This window comes from Halomonas sp. A11-A, from assembly GCF_003182195.1.
GTDB classification, from domain to species: domain Bacteria; phylum Pseudomonadota; class Gammaproteobacteria; order Pseudomonadales; family Halomonadaceae; genus Halomonas; species Halomonas alkalicola.
Window position 1 is genome coordinate 1 of the sequence record NZ_QGTM01000021.1, and the last position, 14257, is coordinate 14257.

10 protein-coding genes are annotated in these 14257 nt (G+C 68.7%); 5 read left to right on the plus strand and 5 right to left on the minus strand.

The window, feature by feature from the left end:
* Positions 1 to 181 (plus strand): transposase domain-containing protein (locus DER72_RS12315; RefSeq protein ID WP_146209056.1); only part of this gene is annotated, 181 nt, incomplete at its 5' end.
* A 64-nt stretch (positions 182 to 245) separates the two neighbouring features.
* Complete coding sequence (locus DER72_RS12320) at positions 246 to 509, plus strand: transposase (protein WP_110070346.1); 264 nt, start codon at positions 246 to 248, stop codon at positions 507 to 509.
* Here DER72_RS12320 and DER72_RS16045 read toward each other — a convergent pair.
* The 5 genes from DER72_RS16045 to DER72_RS12350 all read right to left on the minus strand — a co-directional run bounded on the left by DER72_RS16045 (position 495) and on the right by DER72_RS12350 (position 8624).
* A complete protein-coding gene (locus DER72_RS16045; protein WP_146209057.1) occupies positions 495 to 1946 on the minus strand; it encodes a retention module-containing protein in 1452 nt (483 codons plus the stop codon). The genes DER72_RS12320 and DER72_RS16045 overlap by 15 nt on opposite strands.
* Before the next feature lie 106 nt (positions 1947 to 2052).
* Positions 2053 to 2679, minus strand: coding sequence for a response regulator transcription factor (locus tag DER72_RS12335; protein ID WP_110070288.1), 627 nt, complete (start codon positions 2677 to 2679; stop codon positions 2053 to 2055).
* The gene (locus tag DER72_RS12340) at positions 2680 to 4116 is read right to left on the minus strand and encodes an HlyD family type I secretion periplasmic adaptor subunit (RefSeq protein WP_110070289.1); all 1437 of its coding nucleotides are present in this window, start codon (positions 4114 to 4116) and stop codon (positions 2680 to 2682) included.
* A complete protein-coding gene (locus tag DER72_RS12345) occupies positions 4116 to 6290 on the minus strand; it encodes a type I secretion system permease/ATPase (protein ID WP_110070290.1) in 2175 nt (724 codons plus the stop codon). Before DER72_RS12345 ends, DER72_RS12340 begins: the two co-directional genes overlap by 1 nt.
* A 99-nt stretch (positions 6291 to 6389) precedes the next feature.
* Positions 6390 to 8624, minus strand: a complete 2235-nt coding sequence (locus tag DER72_RS12350; protein ID WP_110070291.1) for a TolC family outer membrane protein — start codon at positions 8622 to 8624, stop codon at positions 6390 to 6392.
* A 434-nt stretch (positions 8625 to 9058) separates the two neighbouring features.
* Here DER72_RS12350 and DER72_RS12355 point away from each other — a divergent pair, with 434 nt between their 5' ends.
* The 3 genes from DER72_RS12355 to DER72_RS12365 all read left to right on the plus strand — a co-directional run bounded on the left by DER72_RS12355 (position 9059) and on the right by DER72_RS12365 (position 14222).
* Positions 9059 to 9340, plus strand: a complete 282-nt coding sequence (locus DER72_RS12355) for a hypothetical protein (RefSeq protein ID WP_110070292.1) — start codon at positions 9059 to 9061, stop codon at positions 9338 to 9340.
* 167 nt (positions 9341 to 9507) lie between these two features.
* Positions 9508 to 11001, plus strand: a complete 1494-nt coding sequence (gene thiI / locus DER72_RS12360) for a tRNA uracil 4-sulfurtransferase ThiI (protein WP_110070293.1) — start codon at positions 9508 to 9510, stop codon at positions 10999 to 11001.
* A gap of 86 nt (positions 11002 to 11087) precedes the next feature.
* Entirely contained in the window at positions 11088 to 14222 is a 3135-nt protein-coding gene (locus DER72_RS12365) for a transglycosylase domain-containing protein (protein WP_110070294.1), read from the plus strand.
* Positions 14223 to 14257 lie beyond the last annotated feature (35 nt).

A 14257-nucleotide genomic window follows, 5' to 3' on the forward strand; every position in this document is an offset into this window, starting at 1 on the left:
CGGCATCGTGCAGAGCCTGCTGACCACCTGCCGGCTGCAGGGCGTCGACCCCTACACCTATCTGGTCGATGTCCTCCAGCGCGTGGCGCTTCATCCCGCCTCACGGGTCGACGAGCTGACACCGCGTCGCTGGAAGACCCAGTTCGCCGACACGCCGCTGCGCTCCGACATCGAACGCTGAATCGACACTCTCCTGCGCATCGGGCAAGGTAGCGCCTTTCCCGATGCACGAGACCCGGTTTCCCATGCGTATCGACGACATGAGCCTCGACCAGCTCCTGGCGCTCAACGACCTTATCTGCCGCCGTATCGATGAACTCCAGGCCCGTCAGGAGATGGCGGTGTTGAGCCGCCTGACCCTGGGGCAGGCCGTCTCTTTTGAGAGTCGCGAGGGTCAGGTGTTCGGTCGCGTCATCAAGATCAACCGCAAGACCGTCCTCGTGCAGTCGGAAGATCACCGGCAGTGGAAGGTCGCGGTGGCCCTGATCCAGCCACTACGCGACGTATAAGGCAAGCGGAAACCGGCACGCCTTGGAATGACCGGTTACGCTCAGAGTATCGCTGTCGCCCTCCCACTCGCTTAGCAGGTCGCGGAGATCCAGCGCCCCATCCTCGCCAAGTCGGTAGGTGGTGAGCGCCTCACCCTCGTCGTCCATGGCAGCCTCACCCATCATCAGGACACCCTCCAGTGAAGTAAGCTCACTGTCCGCGTCCGCGTCAACGTCGCTGCCGACCATCGCCCCCCCGGGTTCGAGTGCGACGGGCCTGACTGCAAAGGCGCTGCCCTCTCCGCTCTGTCCGGGGCCGCTGCTGCCACCGAGAAAGGCAATGTAGCTGAAGTCGCTATCGTGCTCGATGACAACAACACCCTGATCGGACGCCAGCGCATCCAGGCTGCCCTCGAAGATTCTTACACCGTCGGGGTTATAGAGATGGTAGGAGGCGCCAATGATTGGCCCAGTAACCTCGAAGGAGACAGTATCGACTGGCTCGAAGAGCTGGAACAGCAGCGCCTCGCCTGGCTCGATGGCGGCAGGGTCATCGCTTGCCGCTCGGTGGTCCACGGCGTAGAACCCGTCATCAGTACGATAAACATCCGCACTCTGATGGTTGGTCTCCTTGAGGGCGTTGGCATTGGCCATGGTGCCCGCATTGGAGGCCCCGACGGTATGCGCATGGGCGATATAGGTAATTGGCGCGGGATCTTCCGGCTCGACCGGGTCTTCCGGCTCGACCGGGTCTTCCGGCTCGGCGGGATCTTCCGGCTCGACCGGGTCTGCCGGCTCGGCGGGATCTTCCGGCTCGACCGGGTCTTCCGGCTCGGTGGGATCTGCCGGCTCGACCGGGTCTTCCGGCTCGGCGGGATCTTCCGGCTCGGTCGGATCGTCTGGCTCGGTGGGGTCTTCCGGCTCAGCCGGGGGCTCAGGGGCCACGGGCACGGCAGTGGCCGCCTCGGCGGGCGAAGCAGGCGCTACCGGAGCAGTATCTCGGGCTTCCGGCAGCTCGCGTCCACCGGCCTGGTCGAATTCGTAGCTCAAGGGGTCGACGTTCTCGACGATCCGGGGCAGCCGCACGAAGTCATGGCCACCCTGCTCGCCTCCAGCGCCCGGCCCAGCGGCAGCGGGGTCAAGAACCGCCAGCAGATCGACCTCAGGCTCTTCCAGGGCGGCGAGCAGCGCCTCTAGCTCCCTATCGTCGCGGGGGCTGTCGCTCGCGGCGCCAGCCGCCGTCTCGAGCACCTCGGGGGCCATCTCGACCACTCGACCGCCACCTATTTCAAGAGTAGCCGGCGAGTCAATCACATCCAGAACGGCGCGGCTGTTGGTACCGGTGACGAGAAACTCCCCGGGCTGCAGGGCATCACCGATGCTCAGCTCACGAAGCTGGCCATCGGGTGTGCGAGCCCAGGCCTGTCCATTCAGGGCGATGAGAGTCGCAGTGCTCATGGCAGTCACTCCTGCAGGGGGCAGCTACGAGAAGAGTCAGGCTGCCTGTATCAAAAGTGTGGTACCGCGGCAGGAAAACGCCCATGTCACCACGGGCGAAACGACCTCAGGCCTGACCTGTATCAAGCAGGGCACCGCTGACCCGCGATAGGCGGCGCAGTAACTGCATGCGGTCTCGCACGCCGAGCTTGTGGAACACCGCTCCGAGATGCGCCTTGACGGTGCGCTCGGTGATGCCGAGTTCGCGGGCCACCTCCTTGTTGCTCTGCCCCTCGAGCACGGCCAGCGTGACCGCTCGCTCGCGCTCAGTCAGCACCTCGAGCTCCTCCAGCTGAGTCTGCGCCAGTCCACCCAGGGCCTGAAACGCCCCACCTACGACTCGCGCCATCAGCTCCGGGGGGACCCAGACGCCCTGATTGGCCACTACCACTTCCAGCTGTCGAAGCAGCGCCGGAGGCGAAAGCACATGGGCGTAACCTCGCGCCCCAGCCTCCAGGGCCTGCATTGCTTCCCGCGCCTCCGGCCGGTAGCTAAGCACGGCGACACGCGCTCCCGCCTTGGCCAGTTCATTCACCAGCGCTGGCCATGCCGCCTGCGAGCAAACCACCCAGGCTAGATCGCCCTCTGCGACATGCGCGCTCGCTTCCCCGGGCCCAATGTACCGGGCGGTGGCGAAGGCCTCGCGCCAGCGGGGGATCTCGTCGCGTCCCTGACTGATGAAGTAGATCGCCATCTATCGCTCTCCCAAGGAATCGCTCCAGGCCCGCAGCACGGGTTTGAGCATGAACTGCATCACGGTGCGCTTGCCGGTCATGATGTCCACCTGGGCGGTCATGCCGGGAATCACGGCGAGCTGCTGGTTGACCTCTTCGCCGTCCAGGGCGCGCACGCGCACCAGATAGAAGGTGTTGTCGTTGTCATCGGTGATGGTGTCGGCGCTGATGTGGTCGAGCTCCGCCTGCAGGCCGCCGTAGATGGCGAAGTCGTAGGCGGTGAGCTTGATGGTGGCCGGCTGCCCGGGGCGCAGGAAGGCGATGTCCTGAGGAGCGATGCGCGCCTCGACCAGCAGCTGGTCGTCGCTGGGCACGATCTCCACTACCTCCTGCCCCTGCTGGGCCACCCCGCCGATGGTGTTGATATTGAGCCGCTGCACCACGCCGTCCACCGGCGAGCGCACCTCGGCCAGGCGCACGCGGTCCTGCAGGCCGGCACTGGACTCGTCCAGGGCGGAGAGATCGCCCATCACCTGGGCCAGGTCGTTGCGCCAGTCGCTGCGCCGTTCGATGCCGAGCTCGCGCAGCTGGGTGCGCGCCTCCTCCACGGCCGACTCCAGACGCGAGACCGAGGCAGCGGCCTGGTTTCGCTCGCCGGTGGCGCGGGAGACCTCGCGCTGCAGGCGCAGGATATCCACCTCGGAGACCGCCCCGGACTGCAGCAGCGGCCGGGTCAGGTTGAGCTCCTGGCTGGCCATGTTGGCCTCGCGCTGGGCGGTATCCCGCCGGGCCTGGGCTTCGCGCAGCTCCTCTTCCCGCTGGCGAATGCGGTCGCGCAGGATGTTCTCCTGCTCGCGCAGCTCCTCGCGGCGGCTCTCGTAGACCTCCCGTTCCTGGGCGACGATACCCGGCGCCTCGGCGCGCAACTCTTCCGAGGGGTCGAAGGGCGTGTCGGTGATCAGCGCCCGCAGGCGCTCGGCCCGCGCCTGGAGCGACAGCGCCTGAGCGCGGTTCTCCCGGAAGGTGGCGACGAAGCGGGTGGGGTCGATGCGCATCAGCACCTGACCCGCCTCCACCAGCTGCCCCTCGCGCACCAGGATCTCCTGCACCACACCACCGTCGAAGGTCTGCACCCGTTGCAGCTGGCTGGAGGGAATCACCCGACCGGCGCCGCGGGTCACCTCGTCGATGGCGGCAAACCAGGACCACACCAGCAGTGCCACCACGGTGAGAAGCACCACATAGAGGAAGGCACGAGCGCGGATGGGGTCCTGCTGCATGCGCGCCCAGTCGGCGTCGCTGGCCCAGTCACGGTTGAGGTGCGCCGCGGTGACGCGCCGGGCGAAGAGGCGATCCATGAAGGGGCGGAAGACCTTGCCGCCGCTCTCGGAGAATCGCCCGATCGCCTCGAAGCCGCGCTGTTCGGCACTGCGCATGTCCTTGCTCTTGCCGGCCATCAGCGCGCCCTCCCGATCTGGCCCTTGCGCAGGGCCTCCACCACCTTGTCTCGCGGCCCGTCGGCGACCACCTTGCCGCCGTCGATCACGATGATGCGATCCACCAGCGAGAGCAGCGAGGTACGGTGGGTCACGACGATCATCGTCTTGGCCCGGGCGAACTGCTTGAGGTTGGCCTTGAAGGTCTCTTCGCTGGCGTGGTCCATGGAGCTGGTCGGCTCGTCGAGCAGCAGGATCTGCGGGTCGTTGACCAGGGCCCGTGCGATGGCCACCGCCTGACGCTGGCCGCCGGAGAGCGCCTGACCGCGCTCGCCCACCTGCAGGTCCACCCCCTGGGGGTGGGCGTTGACCAGGCTCTCCAGGCCGCTGAGCCGGATCGCCCGCAGCAGCGCCTCGTCGTCGACACCCTCGCTGCCGCCGCCGGCGACGATGTTCTCGCGCAGGGTGCCGTAGAAGAGGCTGACATCCTGGGGCACATAGCCGATCTGGCGACGCAGCTGAATGGGATCGATCTGGCGCAGGTCGACGCCATCGACCAGCACCGCCCCGGCGCTGGGCTGGTAGAGACCGAGGATCAGCTTGTTGAGCGTGGTCTTGCCGCAGCCGACACGGCCCAGCAGCGCCACTTTCTCGCCGGCGTCGATCTTCAGCGTCACGTCGCGCAGCGCCTCGCGCTCCTCCTCGGGGTAGCGCAGGGTGACCTTGTCGAAGGCAATCTCCCCGCGCAGCGCCGGACGGCTGACGAAGGCCTTGCCCTCGGGGCGCTCCACCGGTCGCTCCATCACCCCGTTGAGGGACTGCAGCGCGGTGGAGGACTGGTGGTACTGGGCCAGCAGGGCCGCGGCCTGGCTCACCGGCGCCATGGCCCGCGTGGAGAGCAGGTAGGCGGCGATCAGCCCACCCTGGGTGAGGTTGCCATCGATGATCAGGTAGACCCCGATGATGATCACGCAGACCGCCACCGAGTGCTGGGCCCACAGCGCCACGCTGGAGACCGAGGAGCTCACCAGGCGCAGCTGGGCGGAGGTGCGGGAGAGGAACGCCGAGGCCTTCTCCCAGACGCCCTGGATGCGGCTCTCGGCGCGCAGCGCCTTGACCGTCTCGAGCTGGGAGACCGATTCCACCAGGGTGGCGTTGCGCTGGGCGCTGACCCGCCAGGTGGTCTCGGAGAGCTCGTGCAGCTTGCCCTGGGCCGCCAGGGCATAGAGCAGCACGAAGGCGATGCCCACCAGCACCGGGATCACCAGCGGCGGGCCGATCAGGGCGATGATGGCGGCGAACATCAGCACGAAGGGCAGGTCGACCAGGGCCACCACCGTGGCCGAGCCGATGAAGCCCCGCACCGACTCATAGGACTGCAGGGTGGCCGCGAAGGAGCCGGTGGAAGCGGGCCTCGCCTCCATGCGCAGCCCCAGCACCCGGGCCATGATCGAGGAGGAGAGCTTGACGTCGGCCCGGCTCGCCGCCAGGTCGACGAAGGCGTTGCGCATCAGCCGCAGCGCCAGATCGAAACAGAGCACGATGAAGATACCCACCGCCAGCACCCAGAGCGTCTCGGTGGCGTGGTTGGGCACCACCCGGTCATAGACATTGAGCACGAACAGCGGCATCGCCACCGCAAAGAGGTTGATCATCACCGAGCCGGCGATGACGTCGCGGTAGAGCTTGCGGTTCTCGCGAACCACGCCCCAGAACCAGTGGCGGCTGCGCTGCTTGTTCACCTCGGGGCCGCGGGCATCGAAGTGGAAGCGCGGCCGCACGTAGATCGCCTGGCCGGAGTAGCTGGTCTGCAGGCCGTCGAGGCTCACCTCGCTGATCGCATCACCCAGCTCCGGGAAGATCACCCGGGCGCGGCGTGCCTTGATGTCCAGTGCCACCAGCACGCAGGCGCGGCCCGGCTCCAGCAGCAGCACTGCCGGGAAGAGCGCCGGGTTGAGCTGCACCAGGCGGCTCTTGACCAAGCGCGCCGTCATGCCCGCCCGGGCCGCGGCACGCGGGAAGACTCCCGGCGTCAGCCTGCCCTCCTCCAGCGGCAGCCCAGCGGTCAGGGTTTCGGCGGTGGTGGTCTGGTCATGCAGGGTGGCGACGCTCTGCAGGCACTCCAGCAGCTCATCGTGAACCGCCGAGCGGGAGCCCGGCGCCTCCGGGGGGTCCAGGGATTCTCTCTGGCTCACGAACACCTCATCAGGGGAGAGGCCCTGCCAGCGAGGCTGGCAGGGCCGAAGGAGAGAGGACAAGCGGGGTCAGTGGTGACACCCCGCATCAGATCACGATCATCCCTTTACCGTATAGCTGTCACCGTACCCCATCGCGGCGAGCCGCTGCTGAAGTGCACGCGCCTCGGCGGGAGCGACCGGGCCCAGCTGCACGCGGTGCAGGCTGCCCGAGCTGTCCAGCTGCATCGGCAGGTTCAGCTCGGTGGAGAGCCGCTCGCCAAGCCCCAGGGCACTGTGCTGGTCACGCAGGGCGGCGACCTGGAGGAAGGTGCCGGAAGGGGCCACCTCGGCGACCTGTTCGAGCTCTGCCCGGATCACACCGGCCTCGGTGTAGAGGGTGACCGGGGACGGTTCGGCCCAGGCCCGCGAGACGGCATCGCTGCCAGCGGCCAGCGCCTGCGGCTGAGCCTCGACCGGCGCGAAGCCGAGATCCAGGTTCTCGCCCACCCGCTCCAGGGTCACCTCCACGCGGCGGTTCTGGCGACGTCCCTCCACGGTATCGTTGGTGGCCACCGGCTGGCGGGAGCCGTAGCCGCGGGTCTGCACCAGGCCGCGCTCCACGCCCTGGCTCACCAGATAGCCGGCCACGCTGTCGGCGCGCCGCTGGGAGAGCGGATCGTTGATGGCATCGTTACCGGTGCTGTCGGCGTGGCCGGCGATAAACACGCGCTCCAGATTGCTCATGCCGCGAATCTGCTGCGCCAACTGGCCGAGCTCCCCGCGGGACTCGGCGGAGAGCTCGGCGCTGTTGATGGCAAACAGCGCATCGGCGGAAAGGGTCACGTCCGGTGCCCGCGTCGGAGCCGGCGCGCTGATCCCGCCGGTGAAGTCCTGCAGGGTGAAGCCCATGGGCCCCTCGACCGGACAGACCACGTCGGGGTTGAGCGCCACGCCATCGCTGCCCATCTCGGCCAGGGTCGGCATGTCGTCGCGCACCACGCCCAGGGTGGGCATCAGCTGCCCCATGGCGGCCAGGGTGCGGGCGTCGGCCAGGGCCACGTCGTACTGGGCGTTGACGAAGGCGCGGCTGGCCTCGAAGAACTCGTTCTCGCTGTCCAGCACGTCGAGCAGGGTGCGCTGGCCGATATCGAACTGCTGCTGGTAGGCGCCGCGCACCCGATCGATGGACTGGCGGTGCTGGTTCAGGTACTGCATCTGCTCCCGCAGGCGGCGGGTGTCGTTGTAGGCGATCTGGGTGGTCTGGCGGATGTTGTGACACACCACCTCGCGCTGGTTGATCGACTGCTCGACGCGGTCGCTGGCGGCGCGGAACGAGGCCAGGTCGCTGCCGCCGCGGTAGAGGTTCATGCTGGCCACCAGCTCGATGCTGTGGCGGTCACGACGGCCCAGCGGATCGAAGCTGCCGTCGTTGCTGTCGTAGGTGCCTGCACGGCCGCGCAGGTCCAGGCGCGGCTGGAAGCCGGCCCGGGTGCCGGCCTGCTGGGCGCGACTCGCCTCGATGTTCTCGATGGCGGCGTGGAACTCGGGGTTGCCCTGGAAGGCCAGGTTCACCGCCTCGGCCACGCTGGGCGGCAGGCGGTTATCCAGCTGCGGCGCCGGCGCCAGGTTCTCGGCGGGGAGCCGGCCGACGATGCGCTGGTAGCGGGCGGTGACGTCGTGGAGGTTGGAGGCCTCGGTCATCAGGTTGGATTCGGCCAGGGCCAGGCGGCCGCTGATCTGCTCCAGGTCGACGCCGCGCCCGGCGCCGGACTGCACCCGCTCTTCGATCTGGTTGAAGACGCGCAGGTGGTCGGCATAGTTGTCCTGGGCCAGGCGCACCAGCTCGCGGTAGCGGCTCACGTCCAGGTAGGCGCGGGAGGCTTCCAGGGCGACGTTCTCGCTGGCCCCGAGCAGTTCGTAGTAGCGCACCAGCTTGGCCCGATCGAGCCGCTCCACTTCGCTGCGGGTAGCGAAGCCGTCCCAGATCATCTGGCTCAGGGTCAGCTCGGCGAAGGTGGTCTCATAGCTGCCACGACCATCATCCTGGCGGTCTTCACGGCCGATACCGGCGGCGGCATCGATGCTCGGCAGGTAGTTGCCGCGGGCCACGCCCACGTCGTTGCCCGCGGCGCGCAGGCCGTTCCAGGCCGCGTGCACCTCAGGGTTGGTGGCGAGCGCCTGGCGCACCACCTCGGTCAAGTCGGTGGAGCCGGGCTGAGCGAGCCCCGGCGGCAGGCTCTGGGCCACGGCGGCGGCCAGCGGCAGCAGCGTCAGGGCGGAGCCGACGACGGCGGCGCCGGCGAGACGACGCCGGTCGTGAAGGTAACGGGTAACTACGGTGGCGCGTGTCATGATGGTTCCCTTTTGCATGATCCCCGGGCGCTGACGACGGTCGATACCCGGCTGGAGTGTGTTGTTTCTTGTTCGGGTCGCATTCCCGGCGCAGCTCCTGCTCGCCGGAATGGCGCATCCTTTCCCGTGCTCCTAGCTCCTGAGCCAGCGGGATTACCAGAAAGGTAGTCGCCAGCCAGAGGAGAGGCTCAGCACTTTAGACTGATGCCCGCCCTGTTTGTTACCCAGTGTAATCTTATGTGGCCACTTGTCCACTCACTTCGCTTCGGCGAGCCGACGAAATCGCACTTTCTTGACGTAAGCCAGGGATTACACTGTAGCGTCCCGTCCCGTCGATGCCCCGCCCAGGGTCAGCGCCCGCCTCTCTCCCGAAGCGATCAAACGTGATATCGTCACGCCACTGCGGCACGGCAACGCTACCCAAGGAGAAGGCCATGTCCTCATCGGAAATCCAGAAGACCCGGGTCATCAACGAACTGCGTGGTTTCATCAAGAAGCTGCTGCAGGATCCGAAGATCCTCGACCAGTCCCTCGAGATCGCCCGGCGCCACCTGCCCGAGGGCGGCGGCAGCGCGGTGATGGCGCGTATCGCCAACGAGATCTCGGAGACCACCAGCGTTCACATCCCCGAGGATCCGGCCGAGCACTCCGAGGCCGACCGACTCTTCCTGGAACTGCTCAAGGAAGTGGTGGATGAGGAGCAGGCGCTCTACTGAACGCCGCTCGCGGCCGCCTCTGCCCACCCCCTCCCCGCCTTTCCGGCATCTCTCAAGCACGCCCTGGACGCTCGGCCCTGCCGGGCGTCATCGTTGCGGGCCCCTGCCCGCCGAGTCTGGTAAACTGTAAGGCACTGTTTCTACAAAAGCTTTACAGAATTTTCACGATGTACTATCTGCTCAAGCTGTTCCCCGAGATCACCATCAAGTCACGCTCCGTGCGGCGCCACATGATCCGCTGCCTCGCTTCCAACGTACGCAATACCCTGCGCCCGCTTGACCCGCGGGTGAAGGTCCAGGAGCGCTGGGACATCCTGCAGGTGGCGGTGCCCGAGGATCTCTCCCCTGGGCATCGGGAGGAGATGCAGGCACGGCTGACCCGCATTCCCGGTATCCACGAGGTACAGGCGGTCGAGGAGGTCGGCTTCACCGGCCTCGAGGACATCGCCAGGCAGGTGGTTCCGCTATGGCAGCAAGCCATCGCCGGGCGGCGCTTCCGGGTCACCGCCAAGCGCCGCGGCGAGCACGACTTCACCTCTGCCGACATGGAGCGCCACCTGGGCACCCAGCTGCTTGCCGCGGCCCCCACAGCGCGGGTCGATCTGCGCCACGCCGAGGTCGAGGTGCCGGTGCAGGTGGTGGACGCTCGCCTGCGCCTGATCCGCCAGCGCTGGCCGGGGCTCGGCGGCTATCCGCTGGGCATGCAGGGCCAGGCCATGGCGCTGATTTCCGGCGGCTACGACTCGCCGGTGGCCGCCTGGCGCATGATTCGCCGCGGCATCAAGACCCACTTCCTCTTCTTCAACCTGGGCGGCCCCGAGCACGAGCGCGGCGTTCGCGAGGTCACCCACCACCTCTGGCAGCGCTACAGCCTGTCGCATCGGGTCAACTTCATCTCGGTGCCCTTCGAGCCGGTGGTGGCCGAGATCCTCAAGACGGTGCCCGATAGCCTCATGGGGGTGGTGCTCAAGCGCATGATGGTGCGCGCCGCCTCGCGCATCGCCCAGCGCGCCCGGGTGCCGGCCCTGGTCACCGGCGACGCCATCGCCCAGGTCTCCAGCCAGACCCTGACCAACCTGGCGCTGATCGACGAGGCAAGCTCCCTGCCGGTGCTGCGCCCGCTGCTCACCGAGGACAAGCAGGCGATCATCGACCAGGCCCGTCGGATCGATACCGCACGCTTCGCCGAGGCGATGCCGGAGTACTGCGGCGTCATCTCCCGCCGTCCCAATACCCGGGCGCGCCGCGACCAGATCGCCGAGGCCGAGGCGGGCTTCGACTTCGGCGTGCTGGATGCCGCCATCGAGGCCGCCACGCTCACCCGCTCCGACGAGCTCGCCGCCCCGCCGGCCGCCACCGACGCCGGCCCGGCCGAGCCGCTGACGCTCAGCGCCAAGGAAGCCCTCGATACGGACGAGGCCATCAGCGTGATCGATATCCGCGCCCCCCACGAACGTGACGAGGCCCCCCTTGCACTGCCCGAGGTACCGCGCCTGGAGATCCCCTTCTACGAGCTGCAGCAGCGAGCCGAGGCCCTGCCGGACGATCGCCGCTACCTCCTCTACTGCGACCAGGGGGTGATGAGCCGCCTGCAGGCCCTGCACCTCCATGATCGCGGCCTCACCCACTTCGGCGTCTATCGAAACACCGCATCCAGATAGTTACATTCCGCTACTCAAACGCCAGAATCGTTCTACGCTCATGGAAGGAAGTACGCATTCGTACCGGGCCATGGCGGAGGTAGCGTATGGGCAGGCTGGACTCCCAGGAGCCGCTTCTCGATCCCGGCTGGCCGCGGCCACCGGGCGCCGGTCTGTCGGCCGAGCCCCCACCCAGGAAGCGGCGGCACCTCGGCCTGTGGCTGCTGCTGTTCCTCGCGCTGGTGGCCAGTGCGCTGGCGACCCTGCTGGTGGCCGAGGCGCGCACCTCGCGCTTCCAGTCCCAGGAGCTCTCCCGCTACGCCGCCACCCTGACCTGGACTGTCGCCCCGGGACGCAGCGAGCGTCTGCTCGCCCCTACCCACGGCCCCTTCGACGAGCGGCTCGGCTACACCCGGCTGCCCGCCTTCCAGTCGCGGCTGGTGGAGCGTGGCTTCCTGGTGGAGCGCCAGGCGCGCTTCTCCCCGGCGCTGATGGAGTATGTCAACCACGGGCTCTTCCCCCCCTATGACGAGAAGACCCGTACCGGTCTGACCCTGGAGAGCTGCACCGGCGAGAGGCTCTACGCCTACCGCCACCCCGGGCGCCACTTTCCCCACTTCGACGCCGTGCCGCCGCTGGTGCTGGAGATGCTGCTGTTCATCGAGAACCGCCAGCTGCTCGACGCCAGCGCCCCCAACGCCAACCCCGCGGTGGACTGGCCACGCTTCGCCCGCGCCGCCCTATCCCAGGCGAGCCGGGCCCTGGATGTCTCGGACCAGTCCGCCGGCGGCAGCACCCTGGCCACCCAGATCGAGAAGTATCGTCACTCCCCCGGCGGGCGCACCGACACCCCCATGGAAAAGCTGCGCCAGATGGCCTCGGCCAGCGTACGCGGGTATCGCCACGGCCCCGAGACCCTCACCGCCCGCCAGGATATCGCCCTGGACTACCTCAACAGCGTGCCGCTGGCCGCCGCCCCCGGCCACGGCGAGGTGCATGGCCTCGCCGACGGCCTGTGGGTCTGGTTCGGCGCCGACCCCGACGAGATCAACCGCCTGCTGGTGCCGGACTTCAACGGCCCCGATGCCCTGGCGCGCCGGGGGCTGGCAACGCGCCAGGTGCTCGCGCTGATGATCGCCCAGCGCCGCCCCTCCTGGTACCTGCGGGGCGGCCGAGAGGCCCTGGAACGGCTGACCGACAGCCACCTGAGGCTGCTCGCCAGCGAGGGCGTGCTGCCCGTCGAGCTGAGCGAGGCGGCCCTTGCCCAGCGCCTGGTGTTCCGGGACTTCCAGGCGGCCCCGGTGGCCCATCGGGTGCCCCGCGACAAGGGGCTGCAGGTGGCACGCACCCGCCTGGCGGGGATGCTGGGCGTCTCGCTCCACGAGCTGGACCGCCTGGATCTGACCGCACGCACCACCCTGCACCCCGACCTGCAGGTCGAGATCACCGACTACCTGTATCGGATCGCCGACCCGGCCTTCGCCGGCGAGATCGGCCTCTTCGGCGAGCGCCTGCTCGCCCCGGAGAAGACCGCCGAGGTGCGCTACAGCTTCACCCTCTTCGAGCGCAGCGAGGAGGGGTTCCGGGTGCGGGTGCAGACCGACAACAGCGGCCAGCCCTTCGATATCAACGAGGGGAGCAAGCTGGAGCTTGGCTCCACCGCCAAGCTCAGGGTGCTGGCCACCTACCTGGAGGTGATCGCCGAGCTGCACGCCCGCCACGCCGGTCTGCCCGCCGACACCCTGCGCCAGATCCCGGTGGACCGCCAGGACCACCTGAGCCGCTGGGTGATCGAGCGGCTGATCGCCACCCCGGAGGTGCCGCTCGACGAGCTGCTCACCCAGGCCATGCAGCGCCGCTACTCGGCGAGCCCCCACGAGGCCTTCTTCACCGGGGGCGGGCGCCACACTTTCAGCAACTTCCGGCGCGAGGACAACGGCCGCAACCCCACCCTCGAGGAGGCCATGCGGGAGTCCCTCAACCTGCCCTTCATTCGCGTGATGCGCGACCTCGTGAACTACAGCATCCATCGGGACGCCGACCGGCGACAGCTCCTCGAGGATGACGGCGACCCCCGCCGCCTGGACTACCTGGCGAGCTTCGCCGATCGCGAGGGCCGGGTGTTCCTGCAACGCTTCTGGCGCAAGTACCAGGCGTTGCCGCCCGAGGAGCGCCTGGAGGCCTTCCTCGGAGGGCTCCGCCCCGGCGCGCGGCGGCTGGCGGCGGTCTACCGCTATCTCTACCCGGAGGCGGACCCCATCGGCTTTACCGCCTTCGTCGCCGAGCGGCTGGGCGGCCGCGACGCCAGCTTCCGGCCCAGCGTGCTGTTCGAGGGCAGCGACCCCAGCGCCCTCACCCTCTCCGACCAGGGCTATATCGCCGGCGTGCATCCGCTGGAGCTGTGGCTGGTGGGCTTCCTGCAGGACCAGCCCGACGCCGGCTATGCCGACGCCGAGGCCGCCAGCCGCGAGGCGCGCCAGGAGGTCTACGGCTGGCTGCTGCGCACCCGCCACCGTAGCGCCCGCGACACCCGCATCCGCACCATGCTGGAGGTCGAGGCCTTCCTCGACATCCACCAGCGCTGGGCGCGGCTCGGCTACCCCTTCGACCACCTGGTGCCGTCGCTGGCCACCGCGGTGGGCAGCTCGGGGGATCGCCCCGCGGCCCTGGCCGAGCTGATGGGCATCATCCTCAACGACGGGGTGCGGCTGCCCACCCTACGCATCGACGACCTGCACCTGGCCGAGGGCACCCCCTACGAGACCCGCTTCCTGCCTGACCACGGCCGCGCCCGCCAGGTCATGGCGCCGGAGGTGGCCGCGGTGCTGCGCCACACCCTCTCCCAGGTGGTGGAGGGCGGCACCGCCCGCCGCCTGCAGGGCAGCTTCCGGCTGGACGACGACACCCCGCTGACCCTCGGCGGCAAGACCGGCACCGGCAACAACCGCTTCCAGACCGTCACCCGCTCCGGCCAGGTGGTGCACTCCGAAGCGCGCAACCGCACCGCCACCTTCGTCTTCTACCTGGGCGACGACCACTTCGGCACCCTCACCGCCTACGTGGCCGGCAGCGAGTCGGACCGCTTCCGCTTCACCTCGGCCCTGCCGGTTCAGGTGCTCAAGGGCATGGAGCCGATCCTGCGCCACTACCTGGCCGCGGGCACGCATACCCAGTGCCAGCCGCCCCGCGACCACGACATGCTGATGGCCGACGATACTAGGCAGGATAACGACGCCTCGTGAGACCGCCCCCGGGTGCAGCCACGCCCCAAGACCGC

Coding starts and splice junctions, on each gene's coding strand:
- DER72_RS12340 (WP_110070289.1), bottom strand. CDS start 4,116: ATGGCCGGCAAGAGCAAGGACATGCGCAGTGCCGAACAGCGCGGCTTC.
- thiI (WP_110070293.1), top strand. CDS start 9,508: ATGTACTATCTGCTCAAGCTGTTCCCCGAGATCACCATCAAGTCACGC.
- DER72_RS12355 (WP_110070292.1), top strand. CDS start 9,059: ATGTCCTCATCGGAAATCCAGAAGACCCGGGTCATCAACGAACTGCGT.
- DER72_RS12350 (WP_110070291.1), bottom strand. CDS start 8,624: ATGACACGCGCCACCGTAGTTACCCGTTACCTTCACGACCGGCGTCGT.
- DER72_RS12335 (WP_110070288.1), bottom strand. CDS start 2,679: ATGGCGATCTACTTCATCAGTCAGGGACGCGACGAGATCCCCCGCTGG.
- DER72_RS12365 (WP_110070294.1), top strand. CDS start 11,088: ATGGGCAGGCTGGACTCCCAGGAGCCGCTTCTCGATCCCGGCTGGCCG.
- DER72_RS16045 (WP_146209057.1), bottom strand. CDS start 1,946: ATGAGCACTGCGACTCTCATCGCCCTGAATGGACAGGCCTGGGCTCGC.
- DER72_RS12320 (WP_110070346.1), top strand. CDS start 246: ATGCGTATCGACGACATGAGCCTCGACCAGCTCCTGGCGCTCAACGAC.